Source organism: Streptomyces sp. TLI_171, from assembly GCF_003610255.1.
Lineage (GTDB): Bacteria > Actinomycetota > Actinomycetes > Streptomycetales > Streptomycetaceae > Kitasatospora.
In genome coordinates, this window is sequence record NZ_RAPS01000001.1 from 1,664,887 (window position 1) to 1,690,483 (window position 25,597).

The window sequence follows — 25,597 nt, forward strand, 5'->3', positions numbered from 1 at the left end:
CCGCCGGGCGGCAGGGCGGGGGCGGAGCTGGAGCTGCCGCCCGGCTCAGTAGAGCGGACAGGGCTCGGGGTGGGCGCTGAGCAGCAGGACGAGGGCGAAGGCGGTGACCACGATGCCACCGATCACGGCGAGCAGGCGGGCCAGTTCGGGGTCGTCGACGCGGGCCCGGACGCCGGTCCAGCTGGTGAGGCGGCCGCCCAGCGCCCCGGCGGCGAGCAGCAGCAGCAGGCAGGGCAGCAGCAGGACGGACAGGGCGAACCGCGGGCCCGGCTCCAGGTGGGTGTCGCAGCCCTTCCAGCTGACGGCGATGGTGTGCACGGCCGCGTAGGTGGCCAGCACCGCGACCACCGTGCCGAGCAGGGCCGTGCTCAAACGCCCCGTCAGGTACATCGTGTCTCCTCCGCGTTCGGGTGTCCGTGGGTGCGGACGCCCGGGCGGCCCGGTCCGGTTGCGGCGGACCTGGCCGCACCCGGACCGGGAGGTCCTCGACGCGGTCAGAGCTGCGGGACGAAGTACGGCGAGACGCCCCTCCTGCCGTTGCCCGCGGCGCCGTCGAGGCGGACGGCGGGCAGGACCGCGGCGACGGGGCGTCAGAACACGCCGGTGAAGGCCTCGAAGCGGCGCTGGTCGAGGTCGGGGCGGAGGCGGCCGTTGCGGGACAGCGTGACCATGCCGTGCAGGGCGGCCCAGGCGAGTTCGGTGTAGCCGTCGGGGTCGTGGCCGTCGGCCCTGGCACTGGCGGTGGCCGGTTCGGCGATGGCGGCGAAGGCCTCGTGCAGGGCGGCGGGGGCCTCGGGGGTGCCGAAGGGGAGCGAGCTGGGCATGGTGAAGATCGCGTCGTAGAGGGCGGGGTTGGCCTCGGCGAAGGCGAGGTACGCCCGGGCGACGGCGGCGAACGCGGCGCGCGGCTCGGCGACTCCGGCGGCGGCGGCCCGCAGCAGGACGGCCAGTTCCGCGCAGCCCTCGACGGCGACGGCGGCGACGATGGCCTCCTTGCCGGCGAAGTGGCTGTACAGCACGGGCTGGCTGTACTCGATCCGGTCGGCGAGGCGGCGGGTGGTGACGGCGTCCCAGCCCTCGGCCTCCGCGAGCTCGCGGGCGGTCCGGACGATCAGCTGCTCCCGTTCGGCGCGCTCGCGCGCCCTGCGCTCCTTGATAGCCATGCATCGAACCCTAGCACCGCTAGACAATCTCGCGGCCGGGGCCTAGCGTCATTCCTGTCGCTAGCGCCGCTAACAAGCAGGCGGCGCAGTCCGTTTCGCGATCCAACAGCCAGGGGGAACCATCATGTCCGCCGCCGTCACCGCCACCACCGTCGCCACCGGCAGCCGCCTGCGGGTCCGGCTCGCCACCGCCGGCGCGGTGCTGATCTCGCTGTTCATCATCTACGTCGGCACCAGCTTCCTGGTGGCCCCGGAGAGCACCGCGGCCGGCTTCGGCTTCACCGAGTGGCCGCACGGCGGGGCGGCCGGCTTCCTCCGCATCAAGGGGAACCGGGACGTGGTCATGGGCCTCGCCCCGCTGGCCCTGCTGCTGACCGGGCACCGCCGGGCACTCGGCTGGGTGCTGCTCGCGGAGTCGTTCGCGGCGTTCGCCGACTGCTTCACCGTCCTGGCGAACCACGGCAGCGTGGTGACGGCGTTCGCCGTCCACTTCGCCACCGCCCTGTTCGTGGTGGCCACCGCCGTCCTGCTGCTCACCGAGCGCGGTGCGCGGCAGCGCTGAGGGCGCGTCAGCCCTCCGGCCAGTCGCCGCCCGCGAGGAACTCCTCCAGGGCGGCGCGGTGCGGCCGGGGGTCGAGCTTCTCGCCGGCGAGCCACTCCTCGGAGTAGTACTTGTCGAGGTAGCGGTCGCCGGGGTCGCAGATCAGCGTGACGACGCTGCCGCTGCGGCCCTCCCGGCGCATCTCGGCGACGATCCGCAGCGCGCTCCACAGGCCGGTGCCCGTGGAGGCGCCGGCCTTCTTGCCGAGGACGGCCTCCAGCAGGTGGACGGCGGCGACGGAGGCGGCGTCCGGGACCTTCATCATCCGGTCGATCGCGCCGGGCACGAAGGAGGGCTCCATCCGGGGGCGGCCGATGCCCTCGATCCGGGAGCCGGTCGGGCAGGAGGCGTCCGGGTCGTGGTGCACCCAGCCGTCGAAGAAGCAGGAGTTCTCCGGGTCGGCGACGCAGATCCGGGTGTCGTACTGCATGTAGCGCACGTACCGGGCGATGGTGGCGGAGGTGCCGCCGGTGCCCGCGGTGGCGACGATCCAGGCGGGCTCGGGGTGCGGTTCCAGGCGCAGTTGGGCGAACACCGACTCGGCGATGTTGTTGTTGCCGCGCCAGTCGGTGGCCCGCTCGGCGTAGGTGAACTGGTCCATGTAGTGGCCGCCGGTCTCGGCGGCCAGCTTCGCGGCGGTCTCGTAGACCTCGCAGGCGTTGTCGACCAGGTGACATCGGCCGCCGTGGAACTCGATCAGCTCGATCTTGGCCCGGCTGGTGGTGCGGGCCATCACGGCGATGAACGGGACGCCGATCAGCTGCGCGAAGTAGGCCTCGGAGACGGCGGTGGAGCCGCTGGACGCCTCGATCACCGGCGCGCCGGGCCGGATCCAGCCGTTGCACAGGCCGTACAGGAACAGCGAGCGCGCCAGGCGGTGCTTGAGGCTGCCGGTGGGGTGGGTGGACTCGTCCTTGAGGTACAGGTCGATGCCCCACTCGGCGGGGAGCGGGAAGCGCAGCAGGTGGGTGTCGGCGGAGCGGTTGGCGTCGGCCTGGACGCGGCGCACCGCCTCCTTCAGCCAGGCCCGGTACTCGGGGTCGGTACGGTCCACGTCCTGGGTGTGGTCACTCATCGCGCACTCTCCTCGCCCGCCACCGGATTCCCCACCGAGTGTAACAGTCGACTACGATAAGTGACGATTACGGGGGCCCCAGCTTCCCCTTATGGGACAGCCGGGGCCCCCGGGCCCGAGGGTGCGTCAGTCGGCGGCCACCGCCCGCAGGATGTCGAGCTTCGCGGCCCGCGCGGCGGGGCGCAGTCCGGCCAGTGCCCCGGCGAGCAGGCCGATCACGGCGATCACGGCGAGGCGGCCGGCGGGCAGCGCGAAGGAGCCGGTGCCGGCCGCGTCGGAGGCCCGGGTGAGGGCCCAGCCGAGCAGCGCGCCGAGCGCCAGGCCGCCGGTGGTGCCGAACGCCGCGACCAGCACGGACTCCCAGCGGACCATGGCGCGCAGCTGGGCGCGGGTCTGGCCGACGGCGCGCAGCAGGCCGAGTTCGCGGGTGCGTTCGTGGACGGCCAGGGTGAGGGTGTTGGCGATGCCGAGCAGGGCGATCAGCACGGCCAGCGCCAGCAGCGCGTAGACCACGGACAGCATCATGTCGACGCCGCCGGCGGAGCTCTCGGCGTACTCGGCGCGGGTCTGCACCTGCGGGCCGCCGTACCCGTCGGCGACCCGGGCGATCGCGGCCCTGCCCCGGTCGAGCGTCACGCCCGGCTTCAGGGCGACCGCGATCAGCGTGTCGGCGTCCTGGACGCGGTGCGGCTGCCAGGCCTGACGGCTGATCAGGTAGTCGCCGGCGATGCCGCCGCCCTCGTACAGCGCCCGGACGGTGAAGGTCTGCTGCCCGTCGGTGAACCGCATCGCCACCGTGGAGCCGAGCTGCCAGCCGCGGGCGGCGGCCTCGGGACGGGAGACGGCGAGGCCGTCGTCGCCGAGGGCGGCGAGCGAGCCGTCGATCCGGCCGAGGTCGGCGACCTCGGGCAGCAGGGCCGGGTCGGCGACGTCCAACTGCCGTCCGTGGCCGTCCACCTGTGCGACGCCCCGGCCCAGGCCGACGGCGGCCCGGACTTCGGGCAGGTCGGCCAGCGCGGGGGCGAGCTTCGGGGAGACGCCGCTGCCGCCGGCCCCGGTGGCGGGGGCGGTGACGGCGAGGTCGCCGGCGAAGGAGCGCGCGACGGTGTCGTCCAGGGTGGCCTTCACCGAGGCGCCGAACACGGTGAACAGGGTGACCACGGCGACGCCGACCATCAGCGCGGTCGCGGTGGCGGCGGTCCGCCCGGGGTTGCGGGCGGCGTTGCGCCGGGCCAGCGCGCCGGTGACGCCGCGCAGCCGGGGCAGCGGAGCGCCGAGCACCCGGACGGCGAGCGCGGCGGCGACCGGGCCGAGCACGACCGTCCCGGCGAGCAGCGCGAGCGCCCCGCCGACGGTGAGCAGCAGCGAGGGACCGCGGGTCGCGCCGACGACCACGGCGGGCAGCCCGCCGGCCGCCAGCAGTGCGCCGATCACCGTGCGCAGCACCGCCGTCCGGCCTTCGGCCGCGCTGTCCACGGCGGTGTCGCGGAGCGCGGCGAGCGGTGCGGTGCGGGCGGCGCGCAGCGCCGGGGCGAGTGCGGAGCCGGCCGCGACCAGGGTCCCGACCAGCAGCGGCAGGACGATGGTCGCGGGGTGGATGACGGTGCCGCCGGTGGGCAGGGTGAAGCCGATCGCGGCGAACAGCGCCTTCAGTCCGGCGGCGACGCCGAACCCGCCGAGCAGCCCGAGCGCGGAGGCCAGCACACCGATCGCCAGCGCCTCGCCGAGGGTGGTGCCGAGCACCTGGGCGCGACTGGCGCCGAGGGCGCGCAGCAGGGCGTTCTCCCGGGTGCGCTGGGCGGTGACGATGGCGAAGGTGTTGTGGATGGTGAAGGTGGCGACCAGCAGCGCGATCCCGGCGAACACCAGCAGCAGCGTGGTGAACAGGCCGAGGAAGCGCCCCGACACGTCGGCGGTGGACTGCGCGGTGGCGTCGGCGCCGGTCAGCGCCTCCACCCCGGTGGGCAGCACCGGCCGCACCCGCTCGACCAGTTGACGCTGGCTCAGGCTGTCGGAGCGCAGCCGGACGGTCGACACCTGACCGCTGCCCCGGGGCGTCAGGTGCGCCTGGGCGTCGGCGAGGGTGAGCGCGGTGAAGGTGCTGGGGCCCATGCCGTCGGCGTCGGCGCCGAAGGTGGCGATGCCGACCACCGTGATCCGCACCGGGTCGGGGGTGCGCAGCACGGTGCGGTCGCCGACCTTGAGCCCGCCGGTCCTCGCCGCGCCCCGGTTGATCACGGCCTCGCCGGGTGCGGCGGGCGCGCGGCCCTCGGCCAGCCGGTACGGGTTGAGCTTCGGGTCGGCGATCCAGTTCCCGGCCAGCGTGGGCGGGCCCTGCCCGCCGACGGGTCTGCCGTCCGCGCCGAGGAGCTGGCCGGCGCCCTGCACGGACGGCTCGGCGGCGCTCACCCCGGGCACCGCGCGCAGCGCCGCCGTCAGCGACTCCTCCAGCGGGGCCCGGACCCCGCCGGGGACGTTCGGCGCGTCCAGCACCTCGGCGCTGCGGACGACGGCGTCGGTGCCGGCGTTGGCGTCCGCGAACAGGGTGTCGAAGTTGGCGCGCAGGGTGTCGCCGAGCACCATGGTGCCGGTCAGGAAGGCGGTGCCGAGGACGATCGACAGCACCGTGCCGACCAGTCGGCGCCGGTGGGCGGCCAGGGACCGCGCCCCGATCCGCACGCTGGCGTTCACCGGGCGCCCGCCGTGCCGCGGCGGCCGTCGAAGGCCTTCATCCGGTCCAGCACCCGCTCCGCGGTGGGCGCCTCCATGGTGTCGACCAGGCGCCCGTCGGCGAGGAACAGCACGGTGTCGGCGTGCGCGGCGGCCGCCGGGTCGTGGGTGACCATCACCACCGAGCGGTGCATGGTGTCGGCGGCGGAGCGCAGCAGGCCGAGCACCTCGCCGCCGGAGCGGGAGTCCAGGTTGCCCGTCGGCTCGTCGGCGAACACCACCTGGGGGCGCCCGGCCAGCGCCCGGGCCACCGCGACGCGCTGCTGCTGGCCGCCGGACAGCTGGCCGGGCCGGTGGTGCAGCCGGTCGCCGAGGCCGACCACGTCGATCAGGGTCTCCAGCCAGCCCGGGTCGGCGGCGGCGCCGCCGAGGTCCAGCGGCAGCGTGATGTTCTCCCGCACGGTCAGCGTCGGCACCAGGTTGAACGCCTGGAACACGAAGCCGAGCCGCTCCCGGCGCAGCAGCGTCAACTGCTTGTCGCCGAGCGCGGAGAGCTCGGTGTCGCCGAGCCAGGCGCGGCCGCCGGTCAGGGTGTCCAGGCCGGCGGCGCAGTGCATCAGGGTGGACTTGCCGGAACCGGAGGGCCCCATCACGGCGGTGAACCGGGCCTCGGCGAACTCCACGCTCACCCCGTCCAGGGCGCGGACCCGGGTCTCCCCCGCGCCGTACTCCTTGACGGCGTCCTCGACCCGGGCGGCGGCGGCCGTCATCGCTTCCCCCCGCCCTGCTCCTGACCCTCCGTCAGCACGGCGCGGCGCTCGCGGTACTCCTCGGCGTCGATCTCGCCCTGCGCGTACCGGCGCCCCAGCACCGCGAGCGGGGCGTGCTCCGCGCCGCCGAACCGGCCGCACCAGCCGCCGCGCCGCCACGCGGCCCGCCGCAGCACCGTCACCACCAGCACCACGACCAGCAGCCAGAACAGCGGGAACACCAGCACCCACGGGCCGGGCCAGTGCCCGGACGCCTCGGCCAGCGATGTGATCATCGGGACTCATCTCCTCGGGATCGGCCGGTTCTCCACCGGCTCCTCCACCGTCCCGCCGACCCCGCCCGTCCCGCGTCCCCCACCGGGCGACACTCGCGCTACTCCCTGGGCACTACCCCAGCCAGCCGGGCCGCACCAGACCCGACTCGTAGGCGACGACCACCAGTTGGGCCCGGTCACGGGCGCCGAGCTTGACCATGGTGCGGCTGACGTGGGTCTTGGCGGTGAGCGGGCTGACCACCAGGCGACGGGCGATGTCCTCGTTGGTCAGGCCCAGGCCGACCAGCGCCAGCACCTCCCGCTCGCGGTCGGTCAGCACCTCCAGCCGGGTCGTCGACGGCTCCTTGGAGCGGGCCGCGAACTCCCCGATCAGCCGCCGGGTGACACCCGGCGAGAGGAGCGCGTCCCCGGCCGCGGCGACCCGCACCGCGCGCAGCAGGTCGCCCGGCTCGGTGTCCTTCACCAGGAACCCGGCCGCGCCCGCGCGCAGCGCCTCGAAGACGTACTCGTCGAGTTCGAAGGTGGTCAGCACCACCACCCGGACCTCCGCCAGCGCCGGGTCCGCGCAGATCCGCCGGGTCGCGGCCAGGCCGTCCAGCCGCGGCATCCGGATGTCCATCAGCACCACGTCGGGCCGCAGCTCGGCGGCCCCGGCCACCGCCTGCTCGCCGTCCTCCGCCTCGCCGACCACCTCCAGGTCCGGCTGGGCGTCCAGCAGCGCCCGGAACCCGGCCCGGACCAGGGTCTGGTCGTCCGCCAGCAGCACCCTGATCACGCCTCGACTCCCTTCGCCGCCACGGGCAGCCAGGCCCGCACCCGCCAGCCCCCCGACCCGTCCGGCCCCGCCTCCGCGCTGCCGCCGAGCGCCTGCGCCCGCTCCCGCATCCCCACCAGTCCGGTGCCGCTGCCGCCCGCGTCGCCGCCGCCGGCCGGCCCCGGGTCGCTCACCGTCAGTTCCAACCCGGCGCCGCCCCACACCAGTTCGACGGCGGCGGTGCGGGCCGTGGAGTGCCGCAGCACGTTCGTCAGCGCCTCCTGGACGATCCGGAACGCCGCCAGCCCGAGGCCCGCCCCGACCTTCGGGGCCCGGCCCTCGGTGCGGACCGTCACCGCGAGGCCCGCGTGCCCGGCCTGCGCCACCAGCTCGTCCAGCCGCTCCAGGCCCGGCGCGGGCGTCCGCGGCGCGGCCGCGCCCGGCGCGCGCAGCGTGCCCAGCACCTGCCGGACCTCGCCCAGCGCCTCCTTGCTGGTCGCCTTGATCGTGGTCAGCGCGGCCCTGGCCTGTTCCGGGCGGGCGTCCAGCAGCTCCAGCGCGACCCCCGCCTGCACGTGGATCAGCGAGATCGAGTGCGCCAGGATGTCGTGCAACTCCCGCGCCATCCGCAGCCGTTCCTCGTCCGCCCGGCGGGCCCGCGCCTCCTCCTCGGCGGCCCGCACCGCGGCGATCCGCTCCCGCCGGAACCTGGCCAGCTCCGCGCCCGCGAAGACCAGCAGCAGCCAGGCCGTCACGCCCAGCTCCTGCCAGCCCGCCACCCCCCGGTCGGCGGCCCGCAGCCAGCCGTCCGGCAGCACGTGGCTCGCCAGCAGGTGCACCAGGTAGAACCCGCCCGCGCTCAGCCAGGCGGCCCGCCGGCGCCCGTGCTGCACGGCGCTGAAGAACGCCACCACCAGCGCCAGGAACGCCGGCCCGTACGGGTACCCCGCCAGCAGGTACACCGCCGTCACCGCGGCCACCGCCGCCACCGTCGCCCCCGGCCACCGCCGGCGCCCCACCAGCAGCGCCGGCCCGAGCACCAGCAGCAGGTACCCCCAGGCGTCCAGCGGCACCCGTCCGTCCTGGTGCCGCGCCGCCGCCGTGGTCCCCGCCACCTGGGCGACCGCCACCACGACGGCCCCCGCCACCGGCCACCCCGCCTTGGCCGCCCGCACCCACGGAGGCACCCACAGCAGCCGCGATTCACCCATACCCGCAGGCTAACCGCTCCCCCGCCGCCGACCATCGCCCCACCGGAGCAGACACCCGTACTCCCCCGGGAGTACCCGTCCGGCGGAGGTGGACGACGGGCGCTAGATGCGCACGGCCCGGCCGGTGACCCGGATCCGCGGGTCGCCGTCCAGCAGGTCGACCGTCAGCACGCCCGGCCGGCCGAGGTCCTCGCCCTGGTGGAGGGTGAGCCGCGCCGTGCCGAGCCCGCGCAGGCGGCGCAGGTAGGCGCCGAACGCGGCGGCGGCCGCACCCGTCGCCGGGTCCTCCACGATGCCGCCGACCGGGAACGGGTCGCGGACGTGGAAGGTCGCCCCGTCCTCCTCCCACACCAGCTGAACGGTCGTCAGGTCGAGCCGCCGCATCAGCGCGGCCAGCCCGTCGAAGTCGTAGTCGAGCGCGGCCAGCCGCTCCCGCGTCCCGGCGGCCAGCACCAGGTGCCGCGCCCCGGCGTACCCGATCCGCGGCGGGAAGCGCCCGTCCAGGTCCTCCGGCCGCCAGCCCAGCAGGGCCAGCGCCTCCGCCACGTCCTGCGGCGCCGCGTCCTCCACCGAGGACGGCACGCTGGTCAGGGTCGCGGAGAAGCCGTCCGCGACGGCCGTCACCTCGACCGGCACCGGCCCGGCCTTGGTCTCGAAGAGCAGCTCGCCGGCCCCGTGCCGCTCGCCGAGCGCGACGGCGGCCGCGATCGTCGCGTGGCCGCAGAACGGCACCTCGGCGAGCGGGCTGAAGTAGCGGACCGTCCAGTTGCGCTCCGCGCCGGGGACGGCCGTCAGGAAGGCCGTCTCGGAGTACCCGAGCCGGGCGGCGACGTCGAGTTGCTGCCCGTCGGTGAGGCCGGCGGCGTCGAGGACCACCCCGGCCGGGTTGCCGCCCGCGGGGTCGGTGGTGAAGGCGGCGTAGCGCAGTGGCTCGGCGGATCCGGCCGAAGGGGTCTGGGTCATACCGGCTGAACGAGGCGCCCGGAGCAGGGATTCCCGGACCCGGCCCCGGCCCGGGGGCGAGGCCGGGTCCGGGGCCGACGAACGACCCGGGGGACGAACGTTCGGGGATCACCGCTAGACTGCCGCCTCCGGCTGGTACGGCATCGAGGAAAGAAAATCATGGCTGAGGCCCACCCCAAGGTTGTTGTGGTTGTTCCGACCTACAACGAGCGGGAGAACCTTCCGATCCTGGTAGGCCGCCTGGCCGACCTCGATCTGGCAAACCTTCACGTCCTGGTCGTGGACGACAACTCGCCGGACGGTACGGGCGACGTAGCGGACAAGCTGGCGGCCGACTCGGGCGGCACCCTCACGGTGCTGCACCGCACCGAGAAGGACGGCCTGGGCCGCGCGTACATCGCGGGCATGTCGCAGGCGCTGGACAACGGCGCGGACATCGTGATCCAGATGGACGCGGACCTGTCGCACCCGCACACCGCGATCCCCGCCATGGTGGAGAAGCTGACCACCACGGACGCCTCGGTGGTGCTGGGCTCGCGCTACGTGCCGGGCGGTTCGACCGCCTCGGAGTGGCCGTGGCACCGCAAGGCGCTCTCCGCCTGGGCGAACTTCTACGTCAACGCGATCCTCAGCCTGAAGGTGAAGGACGCGACCGCCGGTTTCAAGGCGTGGGAGGCGCAGGCGCTGCGCAAGGTCGACCTGCCGTCGGTGCGCTCCAACGGCTACTCGTTCCAGGTCGAGATGAACTACCGCGTGGTCAAGCACGGCATGCGCATCGCCGAGGTGCCGATCCGCTTCGAGGAGCGGGTCGAGGGCATGTCGAAGATGAGCCTGGGCGTGCAGCTGGAGTCCGCGGTGGCCCCGTGGAAGCTCCGCTTCGGCAAGAAGTAACCGCCCGAACGGCGGTGCGTACGGCGCGGGTTGACGATTCGTCACCCGCGCCGTCGGCGTTTCACCGCTCCGCGCGGACCGCTTGCGGGTCGTCCAGGTAGGGCTCCCAGGCGAGTTCGGCGGCGCCGACCAGCCCGGCGTGGACGACCTGCGCGGGCACGATCGGGATGCGTCCGCTGCGGCCCCACAGGCAGCGTTCGGCGACCACGGCGGCCAGGCGGTCCGGGGCGGCGGCGAGCAGGTCGAGGTGCAGGCCGCTGAGCACGATGCGGTCGGGGTTGAGGATGTTGACCAGTCCGGCCAGGCCGAGGCCCAGCCGGTCCACCACGTGGTCGACGGCGTCGGCGGCGCCCGGGTCGCGGGCCAGTTCGCGGGCCTGCGGGAGCAGCGGCCGGGCCGGGTCGGGGCGGCGCTTCGCGGCGGCGAACAGCGCGTCGGTGTCCGTCTCGGAGTTCAGGCAGCCGCGGTTGCCGCAGGCGCAGGGCCGGCCGAGCGGGTCGACGGTGAGGTGGCCGACCTCCAGCGCCAGGCCGGAGCTGCCGGTGTGCAGGCGGCCGTCGATGACCAGGGCGCCGCCGACGCCGCGGTGGCCGGAGGTGACCAGCAGCAGCTGGCGGGCGTCGCGGCCGGCCCCGTGCCGGTGCTCGGCGAGCGCGGCGAGGTTGGCGTCGTTGGCGACGCCGGTGGGCAGCTCGGCGCGGGCCCGCGGTCCGAGGTCGGCGCGGGCGACCTGACGAGCGAACAGCTCGGCGACGGGCGTGCCGGAGGCCCAGCCGAAGTGCAGCGCGGCGAGCGCGGTGCCGTCGGGCTCGGTGACGGGGTTGGGCAGCGCCAACGCGAAGCCGAGGACCCGGCGGCGGCTGTCGCGGGCCAGCCGGGCGCCGGTCTCGGCGACCGCCCCGAGCAGGTGCTCGGGCGAGGTGTCGGCGGGCAGCGGCAGGTGGACCGGGTCGAGCAGGCGGCCGCCGAGTCCGGCCAGGGCGGCGGAGACGCCGTCGGCGTGCAGCTGGGCGGCGATCACCACGGGGCCCGGGTCGGCGAGCGCGAGGCGGTGCGAGGGGCGGCCGCGGCCGCCGCCGGCCGGGCGGGAGTCGACGCTGATCAGGCCGAGCGCCTCGAGTTCACCGGTGACGGCGCCGGCGGTGGCGCGGGTGACGTCGAGGGCGGTGGTGAGCGCCGAGCGGGTGGGGGCCCGGCCGGTGTGGATCAGGCGCAGCGCCGGACCGAGCAGGGTCCGGCCGCGGTCGGGCGCGGTCCGGCGGGACGGTCCCGGTGGCGATGGCGTCAAAGGGCTTGAAGGTGTGTGCGGCACTCCCCTATTCTGACTTTGTGCCGCTACTGAACAAAACAGAAGCCCGTCCTGCCCACACCGCCTCCTCCTCCGCCTCCCCCGCCGCCCCGTCCGGCACCGGCTCCGCCTGGTCGGCGGCACGCCTCGCCCTCACCGCCTTCTTCACCGTCGACGGCTTCCTGTTCGCCGCCTGGGTGGTCCGGATCCCGGACGTCCGCGCCCAGGTCGCGGCCTCGCACAGCGCCCTCGGCCTGGCCCTGCTGTGCATCTCGGCCGGCGCGGTCGCCACCATGGCCCTGGTCGGACGGCTCTGCCTGCGGTACGGCTCGCGCCGGGTCACCGTCGCCTCGGTCCTGGTCTTCGCGCTCGCCGTCGCCCTGCCCGCGCACACCCACTCGGTGCTCGCCCTCGGCGCCGTCCTGCTGCTCTTCGGCGCCGGCTACGGCGCGGCCAACGTGGCGATGAACAGCGCCGCCGTCGACCTGGTCGCCCAGCTCCGACGGCCCGTCATGCCCAGCTTCCACGCCGGCTACAGCCTCGGCGGCCTGCTCGGCGCGGCGGTCGGCGGCCTGCTGGCCGACCGGATCAGCGCCGCCTGGGCGCTCGCCGCCTCCGCCGCGCTCGGCCTGGCCGTCACCGCGCTGGCCGGCACCGCCCTGCTGCGCGCCCCGGCGGCCGTCCGCCCGCAGCCCGCCGGCACCACCGGCGCCCCCGCCTCCGCCCGGCTGTCCGGCCACGCCCGGCTGCTGGTGGTCCTGCTCGGCCTCACCGCGCTCTGCACCGCCTACGGCGAGGGCGCCCTCGCCGACTGGGCGACCCTGCACCTGACCGACGACGTGCACGCCACCACCGCCCTGGCCGCCACCGGCTACGCGGCCTTCGCCTTCGCCATGACGGCGGGCCGACTGTCCGGCACCTGGCTCTCGGAGCGGCTCGGCCAGACCCGGGTGATGCTCTTCGGCGGCCTGGCGGCCTGCCTCGGCATGGCCACCGCCGCGCTCGCCCCGTCCGTCCCGGTGGTGCTGGCCGGCTTCGTCCTGGTCGGTCTCGGCCTCGCCAACGTCTTCCCGCTGGCCATCGCCCAGGCCGGCGCCACCGCCGGCCCCCAGGGAGTGGCCACCGCCTCCACCCTCGGCTACGCGGGCATGCTGATCGGCCCCCCGGTCATCGGCTTCCTCGCCGACGCCCTCTCCCTCCCCGCCGCCCTCCTCACCGTCGCCGCCACCTCCGCCCTCGCCGGCCTCCTCGCCCTCACCGTCCGCCGCCACCGCGCCGCCTGACACCCCGCCACCTCCCGCCCGGCGGCCCGGACCCCTCCGGGCCGCCGCCGCGGGCTGCTGACGACGCGCCAGGAGAACGCCCGGGAGGGGCGGTGCCACGGGTGGGAGGTCCGGGAGCGACGAGGATCCCGCCCACCGGCTCCGCCTCGCGGTCATCCGCCCGGGCGACCTCGACGCGGTGCGCGGCCGGCACACCGACGCGGGCCGGACGGAAGGGCCGCCGACCGACCCGCACACCGACCTGGAGGCCGAGCGGCCCGGCGAACGCCTCGCCGTGGAGGCGGAAGGCCGCACGGGCTCGCCGGGCACCGACGTCGACACCGCCTACGGTCAGCTGCTGCACCACCGTCCACGAGGAGACGGCCGACGGACGGGTCGTCGAACCCGGGCAGTGATCACCTGCGGGCCCGGCTTTCTACTCCGAGGTGACGGGCCGTCCGATCAAGGAAGGCGGCTCCGAGCACTGGGCCGGCATCCAGTTCGGCGAGAGCGAGCCGGCCTTCATCCGGGTGGACGACCACCGCGCTCCGCAGTGGCCCGACAGCGGGCACCCCAAGCAGTTCCGCCTCGACTTCGAAGTGGACGAGATCGAGTCCGAGCAGCGCCGCGTCCTCGACCTCGGCGCGATGCTGAAGCAGAACTCCATCGGCCCCGACGGCTACGGCTGCACGACTGACCGCGGCGTCGGTGAGGCCGGCTGCCGATCCGCTCGGCGGCCGGCCGGAGGTCAGCCCACCTCGCCGAGACCGCTTCGGTCGGCGGGCGGGGGGTCGCCCGGGAGGCGGAGGTCCCAGCCGACCAGGGCGCGGAGCTGTTCGGCGGTGACGCCGTCGGGGACGGGGCGGGGGGCCTCGTGGCGGATGGGGGGCTGCCAGCCGGACTCCGGGTCCCAGCTGCGGACCTGGCGGGCGGGGGCGCCGGCCACCACGGCGTAGTCGGGGACGTCGCCGGCGACCACGGAGTTGGCGGCGACCACCACGTTGCGGCCGAGCCGGGCCCCGGGGAGGATCACCGCGCCGGTGCCGATCCAGGAGCCGGCGCCGATCGAGACGGGGGCGTTGCGCGGCCACTGCTTGCCGATGGGGAGTCCGGTGTCGCGGTACTCGTGGGCCTGGTCGGTGATGTAGACGTCGGGGCCGGTCCACACGTCGTCGCCGAGCACGATCTGCTGGTGGCCGACGATGTGGCTGCCGCGGCCGATCACGCAGCCGCCGCCGATCCGGACGATCGGGTCGGGGCCGAGGTCGAGCCCGGGCAGGAAGCCGGCCGAGATGGTGACGCGTTCGCCGATGATGGAGAACGGGCCGATGGTGATCCACTGCTCGTTGAAGACGGTGCCGAGCGGGAAGGCGAGCTTGGTGCCGTCGCCGAGTTCGCCGAACCGGTACGGGCCGGGGTTGCGGTTGGAGACGGCGCCCGCGTCCTGCACCCAGCGCCAGCAGCGGTGCACCGCCCGCCCGGCCGCCCGGCGCGACCTCTCGCGGACGGACCCCAGCAGCGCGCGGACGATCGACATGCGCTCACCGTATCGGCCGGTGGAGGCCCGCGGCGGGCAACGGGACCAAACTCACACCGGCCGGTAACTTGGCCCGCCGTCGGGGCCCGGGCCCGGGTCGCCCGAGGTCAGCGCACCCAGCGGGCGGGCCGCTTCTCCAGGAACGCCCGCATCCCCTCCTGCGCCTCCTCGGAGCCGAACAGCCGCGCGGACTGGGCGACCAGTTCCTCGGTGTACCGGTCGAAGGACTCCCTGACGGCCGCGTTGGCGAGCAGCTTGGACTCGGCGAGGCCCTGCGGCGAGCACAGCCGCAGCGCGTCGACGACGGTCTTGAGCGCGGCGGCGGCGTCGTCCGCGGCCTCGGTGACCAGGCCGATCCGGGCGGCCTCGGCGGAGTCGAAGGTCTCGCCGGTGAGGTAGTAGCGGGCGGCGGCGCGCGGATCGAGCTTGGGGCGCAGCGGCAGCGAGATGACGGCGGGGGCCAGGCCGAGCCGGGCCTCGGTGAACGCGAAGGTGGAGTCCGGTCCGGCCACCGCGAGGTCGCAGGCGCCGACCAGGCCGAGGCCGCCGGCCCGGACGTGCCCGTCGACCAGGGCGATCACGGGCTTGGGGCAGTCGACGATGGCGCGCTGCAGGGCGACCAGGCCGCGCGGGCCGACGGTGGGGTCGTCGCCGGTGGCCTCGGAGAGGTCGGCGCCGGCGCAGAACACCCGCCCGGTGTGCCCGAGGACGACCGCGCGGACGTCGAGGTCGGCGGCGGCCTCGGCGAGACCGGCGGTGAGTTCGGCCATCAGGCGGGTGGAGAGGGCGTTGCGGTTGTGCGGGGAGTCGAGTTGGAGGGTGGCGACGGCGTCGGCGGTGGTGCGGCGGACGTACGGCGCTTCGCTGGTCATCGGGGGTGGCCTGCCTTCCGGCTGAGGGTGGGTCGGATGGGCTCGGCAGCACCCTGGCACACGCCCGCCCTACTGGCCAGTACCCGATCTCCTGACGGCAGGTCGGGGGCGGGCCGCACAACAACTCCGTACACGGCCTCAACTCCCTTAAGGTCTAGACCTATTGACAGTTAACCGACAAGCTCGCTTGAGTGCTGGGTACACCGCTCGTTCCCCCACAAGGAGTGGCATGCCCTACACCCGCAGCACCACCGCACCCCGCACCCACCGCGCCCGCAGCGGCCGCACCCGGGTCGCCGCCCTGCTGACCGGCGCGCTGGCCGCGGCCGGCCTGGCCGTGGTGGTGCCGGCCACCTCGACCGCGGCGGCGGCCTGCGCCTCGCCGTACTCGGCGTCGCAGGTCTACACCGGCGGGATGTCCGCCTCGTACAACGGTCACAACTGGAACGCCAAGTGGTGGACCCAGGGCGAGACCCCGAGCACCGGGGGCTCCGGGGTCTGGGCCGACCAGGGCGCCTGCGGCGGCGGTGGCGGCACCACGTCCAGCCCGACCCAGACCACCTGCAACCACCCGACCTGGGTGGCGGGCGCCCAGTACGCGACCGGCGCGATCGTGAAGTACGCGCCCAACGGCCAGTACTACATCGCCACGCACGACAACCCGGGCTACGACCCGACCGTCTCCACCTGGTTCTGGAGCCCCTACACCTGCACCGGCGGCAGCACCAGCTCCGGCCCGACCACCCCCAACCCGGGCGGGTTCGTGGTCTCCGAGGCCCAGTTCAACCAGATGTTCCCGGGCCGGAACTCCTTCTACACCTACTCCGGCCTGGTCACCGCGCTGAGCGCCTACCCGGCGTTCGCCAACACCGGCTCCGACACGGTGAAGAAGCAGGAGGCGGCGGCGTTCCTCGCCAACATCAGCCACGAGACCGGCGGCCTGGTGTACATCGTCGAGCAGAACACCGCGAACTACCCGCACTACTGCGACACCTCGCAGCCCTACGGCTGCCCGGCCGGCCAGTCCGCGTACTACGGCCGCGGCCCGATCCAGCTGAGCTGGAACTTCAACTACAAGGCGGCCGGCGACGCCCTGGGCATCGACCTGCTGAACAACCCGAACCTGGTGCAGACCGACGCGGCCGTCGCCTGGAAGACCGGCATCTGGTACTGGATGACCCAGAACGGCCCGGGCACCATGACCCCGCACAACGCGATGGTCAACGGCAACGGCTTCGGCGAGACCATCCGCTCCATCAACGGCTCGATCGAGTGCAACGGCGGCAACCCCGCCCAGGTCCAGAGCCGCGTCAACGCCTACACCAACTTCGCCGGCATCCTCGGCGTCCCCACCGGCAGCAACCTGAGCTGCTGACCCCCGCGGTGACCCGCTGAACGCCGCGGGCGCGGGTGACGGTCCGTCACCCGCGCCCGCGTGCGCGCCCGTTCGCGCACCACCGTTCAGCGCCGCACCAGCGCCGTCATCCCCCAGCCCGCCGCGGCGAACATCGCGGCCAGCAGCGCCCAGCCGAACAGGCCGTGGGCGATCACCACCGAGGTGATCAGCACCGGGCCGAGCATCAGCGCGCCCGACATGCCGGTGTTGAACACGCCCTGGTAGGCGCCGTGCGCGCCCTCCTTCGCCAGGTCGTAGCTGAGCGCCCACGCCCCGGCCTGGCTGTACACCTCGCCGAGCGCCTGCAGGGCGACGCCCGCCGCGATCACCACCGCCGCCACCCAGCCGGGCATTCCGGCGGCCAGACCGACCACCAGGCAGGACGCGGCGACCAGCAGCGCGCCGCGGCGGAAGATCCGGGCCGCGGCGGCCGGCTCCTCGGTGCCGCGGGTGGCCCGCACCTGAAGGACGATCACCAGCGCGGTGTTCACCAGCAGTCCGCCCGCCACCATCCAGCGCGGTGCGTCGGTGTTGCGCACCACCCACAGCGGCACCCCGACCTCGATCATCATGAACTGCAGCGTGATCACCGCGTTCAGGCCGGTCACCGCGAGGAACAGGCGGTCCCGCAGCGCCGGGTTCGGCCCGCTCACCGCCTCCTCGACCTGCGCCGCGGTGCGCGCCGGCACCGGGACCAGCAGCCCGTACAGCACCGCGATCACCGCGTACGAGACGGCGTCGACCAGCAGCGCCACCACGTAGGCGCCCCGGCTGTCCAGCTGCAGGACGGCCGCGGCCGCCACCGTGCCCAGCGACAGGCCGATGTTGGTGACCGAGCGCAGGTACGCCCGGCCGGTCACCCGCGCGTCCGGGGCCAGCACCTCGGCGAACAGGGCGCCGCGCGCCGCCGAGCCGCCCCGGTCGGCGACCGCCACCAGGCAGGCGAGCACCACGAACAGCGGCAGCGAGCGGACCAGTACGTACCCGGCCGCGCACACCGCCTGCAGCACCAGCAGCACCATCAGCACCGGCTTGGGCCCGAACCGGTCGGACAGCCGCCCGGCCGGCACCCCCGCCGCCACGCCGCACGCCCCGGCCACGGTCAGCACCACGCCGACCGTGGCGACCGGGAACCCGACGATCCGGGTGAAGAACACCGCGCCGAGCGTCATGCCGAGGCCGGTGCCGACGGTGTTGACCAGGGTGATCCAGGTCAGCCGGCGCAGCACCCGGTCCGCGGGGAGCAGCCGGGCCAGCAGGCCGGCGGGGGGATTCGGGGCAGGGGCGGGCGGAGCGGCCTGGTCGGCCGCGGGCTCGGTGGCGGTCATGCCCCGATCACACCGGGTACGGAGCGCCCGTGGTATTGATTTAGTCCTGGCCTGAATCCACGGGCCCCGGACGGGGGAGGAATGGCCGGTGGCGCTGAAGTTCCGCCTGGGACTGGCCGATCTCGCCTCCGCGTACTTCGCCTGCTCGCCGCTGCAGGAGGCGGTGCTCTCGCTGCGGATGTGGACCCATCCGGGCCACTACCCGCACGGGCCGGCGTTCGAGGCGATGCGTCCGGCCTTCGAGGCGCTGCCCGCCGCGCCGCTGCTGCGCGCCCTGGTGGCGGGCAACAAGTACGTGCCGGACTTCCTGACGCCCCGTCCGCGCGTCCCGTTCCCGGAGTTCCGGGCCGAGCTGGCTGCCGTCCGGGCCTTCGAACCCGCGCTGCTGCGACGCGAGCTGGAGCAGACCTTCCTGCCGCACGACCGGGAGCTGCCGCCGCTGCTGGCGGAGCGCGCGGACCGGCCGCAGGCGCTGATCGCCGAACTCGCGGACGCCCTGGAGGCGTACTGGACGCGGGTGCTGGAGCCCGCCTGGTGGCCGCGCGCCCGCTCGGTGCTGCACGCCGACATCGTGCACCGCTCCCGGGTGCTGGCCGAGCGCGGCGCGGCCGGGCTGTTCGCCGACCTCGACCACCTGCTGCACTGGGCGGACGGCGTGCTGACCATCGACCGGGCGTGGGGCGACGGCGAGGTGGAGGTGGTGGTGGACCGGCGCGGCCTGACCTTCCTGCCGACCTGCTTCGCCCGCGGCGCGCTCACCGCGATCGGCCCGGACCTCACCCCGTCGATCACCTACCTGGCCCGCGGCCAGGCCAACCTCACCGCCGCGGCGGACCCGCCGCCGACCGACCGCGCCGTGGAGCAGCTCCTCGGCACGCCCAAGGCCCGGCTGCTGGCCCTGCTCCACGAGCCCACCGCCACCACCGAGTTGGCCCGCCGACTCGGCGTCACCCCGGGCGCGGTCAGCCAGCACCTGGCGGTCCTGCACGCCACCCGCCTGGTCACCCGGGCCCGGCACGGCCGCCTGGTGCTCTACGCCCGCAGCCCGCTGGCCGACCAACTGCTCGGCCCCTGAACCCCGTTGGACCACCCGTCGACCGCCCGCCCGGTCAGCAGAAGGCGAGGACCGCGCCCGTTCGCACCGAGTGCTCGGCGGCCTTCATCAGCTGCAGGCAGATGAAGGACTCGGTTCCGTAGCGTCGCCAGCCCTCGGCCGCCGGGTCGTCGTCCTCCAGCACCCCGGTGACCTCCTCGGAGTCCGGGTCCAGGCCCGGCGGCAGGCCCAGCACCGCGGCCAGCGCCCGGAGTTCGGCGAGCAGCCGGACGGAGGAGCCGAGGCAGCCGCCCGTCAGCTCCTCGTCCACCAGCACCGGCCCGAAGTCCACCGGGACGTAGTAGCCCTCGCAGTCCGAGTGCTGGATCAGGTGGTCGAACGGGCCCGCCGGGTCGTCCGGGACGTCCTCGTACGCCGCCGCCAGCAGCGGGTCCTCGGTGGCGCGTTCGCCCTCGGCCAGCGGCTCCGGCAGCGGCCGGCCGGCCGCCAGGTGGGCGGCGAGGCGGCGCAGCGTGTGCAGGCCGGAGTACCCCCAGATCCGCTCGCCGAACTGCTCGCCCGCGACCGGCTCCTGCCAGCCCGGCAGTCCCTCGCGCGCCAGGACGGCGCCGATCGTCGCGCACTCGGCCTCGAACCACTCGGCCGTCTCCTCGTCGGCGCCGATCAGCGCCCCCACCAACACATCGAGTCCCATGCCGAGGATTCTGCCGGCCCGCACCGACAGCCGGTTCGATCATGTGTCCGACGGGCCGTCAACCTCCGTGCGGTATAGACCTGTTGACGAGTTGGTCCAGTCCACTTAACCTCCTGTTGCTGGCTCCCCGGCACCCCTGTACGGAATCCCCCACACCAGACAGGGAGTACCGATGCACGTCCGTTCCAGGCAACGCCTCAGGGCCAGGCTGCTGGCCCTGCTCGCCACGCTCGCCCTGCCGATCGCCCTGCTCGCCGCCACGCCCGCGCACGCCGCGGGCAGGCTCACCGCGACCTTCACCGCCGACAACTACGGGTCGTGGTGGAAGGGCACGTTCGTCGTCAAGAACCCCAACGCCACCGCCGTCACCGGGTGGACGCTGGAGTTCGACCTGCCGTCCGGCGTCACCATGACCGGCACCTACAACGGGCAGGCCACCACCACCGGCAGCCACGTGGTCGCCGCCAACGCGTACTACAACGCCACCGTGCAGCCGAACGGCTCGACCGAGCCGTACAGCTTCTGGTTCATCGGCAACGGCCCGATGACCGCGCCGCTCAACTGCCGCGTCAACGGCGACAAGTGCGACGGCACCCCGGACGTCCCGCCCACCGCGCCCGGCGCCCCCGCCCTGGTCGACGCCACCGCGCACAGCCTCTCGCTGAGCTGGGCGGCCGCGGGCAAGGGCGACTTCCCGGTGGCCTCGTACGACGTCCTGAACGGCTCGGTGGTGCTCGGCTCGGCCACCGGCACCTCCACCACGCTGACCGGCCTCAGCCCCGCCACCGCCTACAACCTCACCGTCCGGGCCAAGGACACCCGCGGCAACACCGGCCCGGTCAGCGCCGCGCTGAGCGCCACCACCGTCGACCCGGCCAGCGACCCGAGCCCGCCGACCCCGCCGGGCAGCCTGCGCTCCACCGGGGTCACCAGCACCAGCGTCTCGCTGGCCTGGAACGCCTCCACCGACAACAAGCGGGTCGCCGGGTACGACGTCTACCAGGGCGGCGCCCTGGTGCAGACCGTCACCACCACCTCCGCCACCGTCGACCGGCTCTCCCCCGCCACCCCGTACACCTTCACGGTCCGGGCCCGGGACGCCGCCGACAACAACTCGCAGCCGTCCAACGCGCTCACCGTCACCACCGGCGACCTGGCCGGGCCCGGCAAGTACTCCCGGGTCGGCTACTTCGTCCAGTGGGGCATCTACGGCCGCCAGTACTTCGTCAAGAACCTCGACACCTCGGGCAGCGCCGCCAAGCTCGACGTCGTCAACTACGCCTTCGAGAACATCGACCCGGTCAACCTGACCTGCATGGCCGGCGTCACCAAGGGCACCACCGCCAACCCGCAGGACCCCGACCAGGGCACCGGCGCGGGCGACGCGGACGCCGACTACGCCCGCCCGATGAGCGCCGCCCAGTCCGTGGACGGCGTCGCCGACGACGGCTGGTCCCCGCTGCGCGGCAACCTCAATCAGCTGAAGAAGCTCAAGGCGAAGTACCCCAACCTCAAGGTCGTGGTCTCGCTCGGCGGTTGGACCTACTCCAAGTACTTCTCGGACGCGGCCGCCACCGACGCCTCCCGCAAGAAGCTGGTCTCCTCCTGCCTCGACATCTGGATCAAGGGCAACCTGCCCGCCTACAACGGCGCGGGCGGCCCCGGCACCGCCGCCGGCATCTTCGACGGCATCGACCTCGACTGGGAGTGGCCCGGCTCCGCCGACGGCCACGCCGGCAACCACTACTCCGCCGCCGACAAGGCCAACCTCACCCTGCTGCTCGCCGAGTTCCGCCGCCAGCTCGACGCCCTCGGCGGCTCGCACAAGCTGCTCACCGCCTTCACCCCCGCCGACCCCGTCAAGATCAACCAGGGCTGGGACCTCTCGCAGATCTTCCAGTACCTCGACATCGCCAACGTCCAGGGCTACGACTTCCACGGCGCCGGCAGCGACAACTCCTGGGAGCCCAACAGGACCGGCCAGCAGGCCAACCTGTACGCCGACCCCGCCGACCCCTACCCCTTCCACTTCTCCATCGAGAACGCCGTCAACACCTACCTCGCCGCCGGCGTCAACCCCCGCAAGCTCACCATCGGCTTCCCCTTCTACGGCCGCGGCTGGCAGAGCGTCACCGACGGCGGCGCGCACGGCGCCTGGCAGGCCGCGGGCGGAGCCGCCCCCGGCCAGTTCGCCGAGGAGGCCGGCACCCGCGGCTACAGCAACCTGCTCGCCTCCGTCCCGAACCTCACCGTCTACCACGACCCGGTCTCGGTCTCCACGTACGGCTACACCGGCAGCGGCGGCCAGTGGTGGACCTTCGACGACGCCTGGTCCATCGCCCAGAAGACCGCCTGGCTGAAGTCCAAGAACCTGCTCGGCGCCATGATCTGGGAGATGTCCGGCGACACCCCCTCCGGCACCCTGATCAACGCCCTGGACACCGGCCTCAAGTAACCCGGGCCGGGAACGCAGGGATCCGCCCGGGGAGGGAACTCCCCTCCCCGGGCGGATCGGTGCCGGAACGGGCTCAGCGCCCCGCGATCGACGCCAGCTTCCGCGCCGCCCGGTGGTCCCGCATCAGCTGCGCGAACGTGGTGTGCCCCTGCGTGGTCCGGGCGAACGCCCGCCACGCGGGCGTGATCAGCGAGACCGCCGCGTGGAACAGGTACGGCCGCTTCTCGAAGGAGGCCAGCATGATCTTGCCCGCCCGCATCTCGACGCCCAGCCCGGCCTTGATCGCGAACGCGTAGTTGAGGGCCTGGCGCCGCACGTCCGCCGCACCGTTCGCCTCGGCGACCTGCACCGCCCACTCGCCGGCCAGCCGGCCCGAGCGCAGCGCGTACGAGATGCCCTCGCGGGTCCACGGCTCCAGCAGCCCGGCGGCGTCGCCCGCGACCAGCACCCGGCCCCGGGAGAGCGGGGAGTCCTCGGCCCGGCACCGCGTCAGGTGCCCGGACTCCACCAGCGGTTCGAAGCCGGACAGGCCGAGCCGCCGGATGTAGTCCGCCAGGTACTCCTTGGTCTTCTCGCCCTCGCCGCGCGCCGAGATGACGCCGACGGTCAGCGTCCCGGAGTCGGTCTTCGGGAAGACCCACCCGTAGGAGCCGGGCAGCGGGCCCCAGTCCAGGTGGATGCGGCCCGCCCACTCGCGCGAGACGGCGTCGGGGACCGGGATCTCGGCCTCCAGGCCGAGGTCGATCTGGTCGAAGCTGACGCCGACGTGCCGGCCGATCCGGCTCGCGGAGCCGTCCGCGCCGACCACGGAGCGCGCCTCCACCCGGCCGCCGCCGGCCAACGTCACGAACACGGTGCGGCTGTCGCCGCCCTGCTGTTCGACGCCGGTCGCGGTGACGCCGGTGACCAGCACCGCGCCGGCCTGCTCGGCGGCCTGCACCAGGCGCAGGTCGAACTCGTCGCGGTTGACCACGCCGAACAGCATCCGCCGCGAACGCCGGGTGCGGGTCCACTTGCCGTTCAGGGCGAAGGTGACGGCGGAGATCCGGTCCTGCAGCGGGAGTTTGAAGTCGGCCGGCAGCGAGTCCCGGGACGGGCCGATGATGCCGCCGCCGCAGGTCTTGTACCGGGGGTGCTCGGCCTTGTCGAGCAGCAGCACCCGCCGCCCGCTGGTGGCGGCCGCGTAGGCCGCCGAGGAACCGGCGGGGCCGGCGCCGACGACCACCACGTCCCACACACCGTCAAGCAGCGCCGCCTGCTCGGCATCCGCGTCCTGCGGGTCCGGGCCGGCGAGGTCGGCCGCGTCGGTGCCCGCGAGCTCGGCCGCGACCGGCTCGACGGGGTCCAGGTCCTGGTTGCTACCGGTGTCAGTCACGGTCGCCCATCCTAATCTGCCCGCCCGCCCGGGGGGCCAGTACCCGCCGCCGACCGGCAGTGGCGATCCAGCCGCAGGTCAAGGCCTTGCCAAGGCTGTCTCCTACCCGCTTCAGTAAGGGCCATGCCGCACATCGCGCTTCCCATGGACCACCCCGGCATCCGGGGCCTGCTCACCGTCAAACCCGCCTCCGGCCTGGCGCTGAGCGAACTCGCCGAACAACTCCTGCGCGGCGACTCCCCGCTCTCGGTGGGCGAACGCGAGCTGATCGCCGCCTACGTCTCCGCCCTGAACCGGACGCGCTACTGCGCGGGCGCGCACGGCGCCACCGCCGCGCACCGCCTCGACGGCGACTTCGCGCTCGTCGAGGCCGTCCAGACCGACCTCGCCACCGCCCCCGTCACCGACCTCCAGCGCGCACTGCTCGAACTCGCCGGCAAGGTCGCCGAGAGCGGACTGTCCGTCACCCCCGAGGACATCGCCGCGGTCCGCGCCGCGGGCGCGGACGACGAGACGATCCACGACACCGTTCTGATCGCCTCCGCGTTCTGCATGTACAACCGCTACGTCGACGGCCTGGCCGCCATCACCCCCGACGACCCGGCCGTCTACCGCATGATCGGCGCCAACCTCGCCGCCAACGGGTACCTGCCCCGCCCCGAGTGACCGCCGGCCGCCCGGCCCCCCGGGCCCGGGCGGCCGCTCAGAACTTCGCCAGGAACCGGTCCAGCTCGGTGCGCGAGTGGAACGACACCTTCACCCGCACCGGCCGCCGGCGCTCGGGCAGCCGCAGCCACACCGAGTTCCACGTCGTGCCCAGCTTGGTCTTCTGCACCATCGCGGCGGCCTGCTCCAGCGGCACCACGGCCGCCACCTGCCGGGGTTCGCCCGCCGTCCGCGGCCCGTGCAGCACGAACACCGAACGGTCCGTCACCACCAGGTAGTACGCCCTCGACAGGAGCAGCATCGCCAGCCCGCCGAGCAGGGCGCCCAGCCACACGCTCGAAGCGCTCACGCCCAGCACGACCAACCGCGGCCGCTCGCTCTCGTCGAGCCGCAGCACGGCCCGGCGTGCCGCCGAGACCAACGCGAGCTTCTGCTCCCCTGCCTGAACCTTCGGCATCTCTCTCCCGCCGCTCCGCGCGCCCACCTCGGACGCAGCGGCAGACGCTACCCGTCGCCCCGGCGCGGCCCCTCGCGGGGGTGTCGGGAAACCCCTGGTGGGACGCTGTTTCAGGGGGATTCGGGATGCTCTGCGGACTTTCCGCCCGCCCCTCGCAGCAGGGCCGCCGCGACGGCCACGCCCGCGCCGGCGCCGAAGCACGCCTCGTCGACGAAGCCGCGCTCACCGCGCCGCACCCGCTCGGCGGCGCCGATCAGCGCCGCCCCGGCCAGCACCGCGCCGCTCCTGCGGTCGGCCGTCCGCCACGGGCCGGCGTACCGGGCCAGCACGCCGAGGCCGAGCAGCGAGGTGCCGTACTGCAGCACGGTGTGCAGCGGCACGCCGCGCACCGTCCGCTCCAGGACCGGGAACGCCCGGACGCCGGCCCGGCCGTGGTGGGTGAAGGAGTCCCAGACCAGGTGGGTGGCCGCGCCGGCGGCCACCGCCCCGGCCGCCAGGGCGAGTTCACGGCCCGCCAGCCGCTCGGGCGGCGCGACCTCGACCCACGCGCCGGGGACGGCCCGGCCGACCGGCCCGCGCCACAGCCCGTACCAGCCGGCCACCAGCCCGGCCCCGATCGCCACGTCGAGGGTCGGCGCGGCCCACCAACGGTGCGTCAACCCGCCGTACCGGTACACCCCTCGGACGAGGGACTCGGCGAAGAACGGCACGTCGGGCGCCATCGACCCGGCGACCAGCCCGGCGGCGACCAGCGCGCCCCGGCGCCGGGCGGCGCGCAGCCCGGGGACGACGGCGGCGACATGGCTCGGGGTGAACGGCATGCCCCCATCCTGTCAGCGC

The 25,597-nt window shown here is 74.7% G+C and carries 24 protein-coding genes and 1 pseudogene; 8 read left to right on the top strand and 17 right to left on the bottom strand.

Features of this window, described 5'->3' with window-relative positions:
• Positions 1 to 45: 45 nt before the first annotated feature.
• Positions 46 to 390 (bottom strand): hypothetical protein, encoded by a 345-nt coding sequence (locus BX266_RS07645; RefSeq protein ID WP_099898146.1) that lies wholly within the window; start codon positions 388 to 390, stop codon positions 46 to 48.
• A 200-nt stretch (positions 391 to 590) separates the two neighbouring features.
• Positions 591 to 1,163, bottom strand: coding sequence for a TetR/AcrR family transcriptional regulator (locus BX266_RS07650; protein WP_099898147.1), 573 nt, complete (start codon positions 1,161 to 1,163; stop codon positions 591 to 593).
• Between the two features lie 124 nt (positions 1,164 to 1,287).
• Here BX266_RS07650 and BX266_RS07655 point away from each other — a divergent pair, with 124 nt between their 5' ends.
• The gene (locus BX266_RS07655; protein WP_099898148.1) at positions 1,288 to 1,725 is read left to right on the top strand and encodes a DUF4267 domain-containing protein; all 438 of its coding nucleotides are present in this window, start codon (positions 1,288 to 1,290) and stop codon (positions 1,723 to 1,725) included.
• A gap of 7 nt (positions 1,726 to 1,732) precedes the next feature.
• Here the strand turns inward: BX266_RS07655 and BX266_RS07660 are convergent, their stop codons facing one another.
• The 7 genes from BX266_RS07660 to BX266_RS07690 form a co-directional block, all read right to left on the bottom strand.
• The gene (locus BX266_RS07660; RefSeq protein ID WP_099898149.1) at positions 1,733 to 2,839 is read right to left on the bottom strand and encodes a PLP-dependent cysteine synthase family protein; all 1,107 of its coding nucleotides are present in this window, start codon (positions 2,837 to 2,839) and stop codon (positions 1,733 to 1,735) included.
• Positions 2,840 to 2,965: 126 nt separating this feature from the next.
• Positions 2,966 to 5,530 carry an ABC transporter permease gene (locus tag BX266_RS07665; RefSeq protein WP_099898150.1) on the bottom strand — a complete coding sequence of 855 codons (2,565 nt, stop codon included), beginning with the start codon at positions 5,528 to 5,530 and terminating at the stop codon, positions 2,966 to 2,968.
• A complete protein-coding gene (locus BX266_RS07670; RefSeq protein WP_099898151.1) occupies positions 5,527 to 6,279 on the bottom strand; it encodes an ABC transporter ATP-binding protein in 753 nt (250 codons plus the stop codon). Before BX266_RS07670 ends, BX266_RS07665 begins: the two co-directional genes overlap by 4 nt.
• Positions 6,276 to 6,554, bottom strand: coding sequence for an SHOCT domain-containing protein (locus tag BX266_RS07675; RefSeq protein ID WP_099898152.1), 279 nt, complete (start codon positions 6,552 to 6,554; stop codon positions 6,276 to 6,278). Before BX266_RS07675 ends, BX266_RS07670 begins: the two co-directional genes overlap by 4 nt.
• 112 nt (positions 6,555 to 6,666) lie before the next feature.
• Positions 6,667 to 7,329: a response regulator transcription factor gene (locus BX266_RS07680; RefSeq protein ID WP_099898153.1), complete on the bottom strand. Its 663-nt coding sequence runs from the start codon at positions 7,327 to 7,329 to the stop codon at positions 6,667 to 6,669.
• The gene (locus BX266_RS07685; RefSeq protein WP_099898154.1) at positions 7,326 to 8,519 is read right to left on the bottom strand and encodes a sensor histidine kinase; all 1,194 of its coding nucleotides are present in this window, start codon (positions 8,517 to 8,519) and stop codon (positions 7,326 to 7,328) included. The genes BX266_RS07680 and BX266_RS07685 overlap by 4 nt, the downstream gene beginning before the upstream one ends.
• A gap of 102 nt (positions 8,520 to 8,621) precedes the next feature.
• Entirely contained in the window at positions 8,622 to 9,482 is an 861-nt protein-coding gene (locus BX266_RS07690) for a PhzF family phenazine biosynthesis protein (protein WP_099898155.1), read from the bottom strand.
• 159 nt (positions 9,483 to 9,641) lie between these two features.
• Here BX266_RS07690 and BX266_RS07695 point away from each other — a divergent pair, with 159 nt between their 5' ends.
• Complete coding sequence (locus tag BX266_RS07695) at positions 9,642 to 10,373, top strand: polyprenol monophosphomannose synthase (RefSeq protein WP_099898156.1); 732 nt, start codon at positions 9,642 to 9,644, stop codon at positions 10,371 to 10,373.
• A 61-nt stretch (positions 10,374 to 10,434) separates the two neighbouring features.
• On the opposite strand, the gene BX266_RS07700 is transcribed toward BX266_RS07695, so the two are convergent.
• A complete protein-coding gene (locus tag BX266_RS07700) occupies positions 10,435 to 11,661 on the bottom strand; it encodes an ROK family protein (RefSeq protein ID WP_099898157.1) in 1,227 nt (408 codons plus the stop codon).
• A 41-nt stretch (positions 11,662 to 11,702) separates the two neighbouring features.
• On the opposite strand from BX266_RS07700, the gene BX266_RS07705 reads away from it, so the two are divergent.
• Entirely contained in the window at positions 11,703 to 12,944 is a 1,242-nt protein-coding gene (locus BX266_RS07705; protein ID WP_259464598.1) for an MFS transporter, read from the top strand.
• Positions 12,945 to 13,354: 410 nt separating this feature from the next.
• Positions 13,355 to 13,609: pseudogene (locus tag BX266_RS07715) on the top strand (VOC family protein); the annotation flags it as partial.
• 62 nt (positions 13,610 to 13,671) lie between these two features.
• Here BX266_RS07715 and BX266_RS40775 read toward each other — a convergent pair.
• Both BX266_RS40775 and BX266_RS07725 read right to left on the bottom strand, forming a co-directional pair.
• Positions 13,672 to 14,460 (bottom strand): DapH/DapD/GlmU-related protein, encoded by a 789-nt coding sequence (locus tag BX266_RS40775; protein WP_099898159.1) that lies wholly within the window; start codon positions 14,458 to 14,460, stop codon positions 13,672 to 13,674.
• Between the two features lie 107 nt (positions 14,461 to 14,567).
• On the bottom strand, positions 14,568 to 15,332 hold the full coding sequence (locus tag BX266_RS07725) for an enoyl-CoA hydratase family protein (protein WP_099898160.1): 765 nt from the start codon (positions 15,330 to 15,332) through the stop codon (positions 14,568 to 14,570).
• A 229-nt stretch (positions 15,333 to 15,561) separates the two neighbouring features.
• On the opposite strand from BX266_RS07725, the gene BX266_RS07730 reads away from it, so the two are divergent.
• The gene (locus BX266_RS07730; RefSeq protein ID WP_099898161.1) at positions 15,562 to 16,707 is read left to right on the top strand and encodes a glycoside hydrolase family 19 protein; all 1,146 of its coding nucleotides are present in this window, start codon (positions 15,562 to 15,564) and stop codon (positions 16,705 to 16,707) included.
• An 86-nt stretch (positions 16,708 to 16,793) separates the two neighbouring features.
• On the opposite strand, the gene BX266_RS07735 is transcribed toward BX266_RS07730, so the two are convergent.
• The gene (locus tag BX266_RS07735) at positions 16,794 to 18,056 is read right to left on the bottom strand and encodes an MFS transporter (RefSeq protein ID WP_099898162.1); all 1,263 of its coding nucleotides are present in this window, start codon (positions 18,054 to 18,056) and stop codon (positions 16,794 to 16,796) included.
• An 88-nt stretch (positions 18,057 to 18,144) separates the two neighbouring features.
• Between BX266_RS07735 and BX266_RS07740 the strand changes: the two genes are divergently transcribed.
• Entirely contained in the window at positions 18,145 to 19,131 is a 987-nt protein-coding gene (locus tag BX266_RS07740; RefSeq protein ID WP_218969237.1) for a helix-turn-helix transcriptional regulator, read from the top strand.
• Positions 19,132 to 19,165: 34 nt separating this feature from the next.
• Here the strand turns inward: BX266_RS07740 and BX266_RS07745 are convergent, their stop codons facing one another.
• Entirely contained in the window at positions 19,166 to 19,804 is a 639-nt protein-coding gene (locus BX266_RS07745) for a hypothetical protein (RefSeq protein ID WP_143686883.1), read from the bottom strand.
• A gap of 172 nt (positions 19,805 to 19,976) precedes the next feature.
• On the opposite strand from BX266_RS07745, the gene BX266_RS07750 reads away from it, so the two are divergent.
• Positions 19,977 to 22,259 carry a glycosyl hydrolase family 18 protein gene (locus BX266_RS07750; RefSeq protein WP_099898164.1) on the top strand — a complete coding sequence of 761 codons (2,283 nt, stop codon included), beginning with the start codon at positions 19,977 to 19,979 and terminating at the stop codon, positions 22,257 to 22,259.
• 73 nt (positions 22,260 to 22,332) lie between these two features.
• On the opposite strand, the gene BX266_RS07755 is transcribed toward BX266_RS07750, so the two are convergent.
• Positions 22,333 to 23,634 carry a geranylgeranyl reductase family protein gene (locus tag BX266_RS07755; RefSeq protein WP_099898165.1) on the bottom strand — a complete coding sequence of 434 codons (1,302 nt, stop codon included), beginning with the start codon at positions 23,632 to 23,634 and terminating at the stop codon, positions 22,333 to 22,335.
• 123 nt (positions 23,635 to 23,757) lie between these two features.
• Between BX266_RS07755 and BX266_RS07760 the strand changes: the two genes are divergently transcribed.
• Positions 23,758 to 24,300: a carboxymuconolactone decarboxylase family protein gene (locus BX266_RS07760; RefSeq protein ID WP_099898166.1), complete on the top strand. Its 543-nt coding sequence runs from the start codon at positions 23,758 to 23,760 to the stop codon at positions 24,298 to 24,300.
• Positions 24,301 to 24,337: 37 nt separating this feature from the next.
• Here the strand turns inward: BX266_RS07760 and BX266_RS07765 are convergent, their stop codons facing one another.
• Together BX266_RS07765 and BX266_RS07770 are read right to left on the bottom strand one after the other, a co-directional pair.
• On the bottom strand, positions 24,338 to 24,757 hold the full coding sequence (locus BX266_RS07765) for a hypothetical protein (protein ID WP_099898167.1): 420 nt from the start codon (positions 24,755 to 24,757) through the stop codon (positions 24,338 to 24,340).
• Between the two features lie 110 nt (positions 24,758 to 24,867).
• Positions 24,868 to 25,578, bottom strand: coding sequence for a DUF4184 family protein (locus BX266_RS07770; protein WP_099898168.1), 711 nt, complete (start codon positions 25,576 to 25,578; stop codon positions 24,868 to 24,870).
• Positions 25,579 to 25,597 lie beyond the last annotated feature (19 nt).

What these genes read in the sequence shown, in the direction of transcription:
- BX266_RS07645 (WP_099898146.1), bottom strand. Translation starts at nt 390, where the DNA reads ATGTACCTGACGGGGCGTTTGAGCACGGCCCTGCTCGGCACGGTGGTC.
- BX266_RS07650 (WP_099898147.1), bottom strand. Translation starts at nt 1,163, where the DNA reads ATGGCTATCAAGGAGCGCAGGGCGCGCGAGCGCGCCGAACGGGAGCAG.
- BX266_RS07655 (WP_099898148.1), top strand. Translation starts at nt 1,288, where the DNA reads ATGTCCGCCGCCGTCACCGCCACCACCGTCGCCACCGGCAGCCGCCTG.
- BX266_RS07660 (WP_099898149.1), bottom strand. Translation starts at nt 2,839, where the DNA reads ATGAGTGACCACACCCAGGACGTGGACCGTACCGACCCCGAGTACCGG.
- BX266_RS07670 (WP_099898151.1), bottom strand. Translation starts at nt 6,279, where the DNA reads ATGACGGCCGCCGCCGCCCGGGTCGAGGACGCCGTCAAGGAGTACGGC.
- BX266_RS07675 (WP_099898152.1), bottom strand. Translation starts at nt 6,554, where the DNA reads ATGATCACATCGCTGGCCGAGGCGTCCGGGCACTGGCCCGGCCCGTGG.
- BX266_RS07685 (WP_099898154.1), bottom strand. Translation starts at nt 8,519, where the DNA reads ATGGGTGAATCGCGGCTGCTGTGGGTGCCTCCGTGGGTGCGGGCGGCC.
- BX266_RS07690 (WP_099898155.1), bottom strand. Translation starts at nt 9,482, where the DNA reads ATGACCCAGACCCCTTCGGCCGGATCCGCCGAGCCACTGCGCTACGCC.
- BX266_RS07695 (WP_099898156.1), top strand. Translation starts at nt 9,642, where the DNA reads ATGGCTGAGGCCCACCCCAAGGTTGTTGTGGTTGTTCCGACCTACAAC.
- BX266_RS40775 (WP_099898159.1), bottom strand. Translation starts at nt 14,460, where the DNA reads ATGTCGATCGTCCGCGCGCTGCTGGGGTCCGTCCGCGAGAGGTCGCGC.
- BX266_RS07725 (WP_099898160.1), bottom strand. Translation starts at nt 15,332, where the DNA reads ATGACCAGCGAAGCGCCGTACGTCCGCCGCACCACCGCCGACGCCGTC.
- BX266_RS07730 (WP_099898161.1), top strand. Translation starts at nt 15,562, where the DNA reads ATGCCCTACACCCGCAGCACCACCGCACCCCGCACCCACCGCGCCCGC.
- BX266_RS07735 (WP_099898162.1), bottom strand. Translation starts at nt 18,056, where the DNA reads ATGACCGCCACCGAGCCCGCGGCCGACCAGGCCGCTCCGCCCGCCCCT.
- BX266_RS07745 (WP_143686883.1), bottom strand. Translation starts at nt 19,804, where the DNA reads ATGGGACTCGATGTGTTGGTGGGGGCGCTGATCGGCGCCGACGAGGAG.
- BX266_RS07750 (WP_099898164.1), top strand. Translation starts at nt 19,977, where the DNA reads ATGCACGTCCGTTCCAGGCAACGCCTCAGGGCCAGGCTGCTGGCCCTG.
- BX266_RS07760 (WP_099898166.1), top strand. Translation starts at nt 23,758, where the DNA reads ATGCCGCACATCGCGCTTCCCATGGACCACCCCGGCATCCGGGGCCTG.
- BX266_RS07765 (WP_099898167.1), bottom strand. Translation starts at nt 24,757, where the DNA reads ATGCCGAAGGTTCAGGCAGGGGAGCAGAAGCTCGCGTTGGTCTCGGCG.
- BX266_RS07770 (WP_099898168.1), bottom strand. Translation starts at nt 25,578, where the DNA reads ATGCCGTTCACCCCGAGCCATGTCGCCGCCGTCGTCCCCGGGCTGCGC.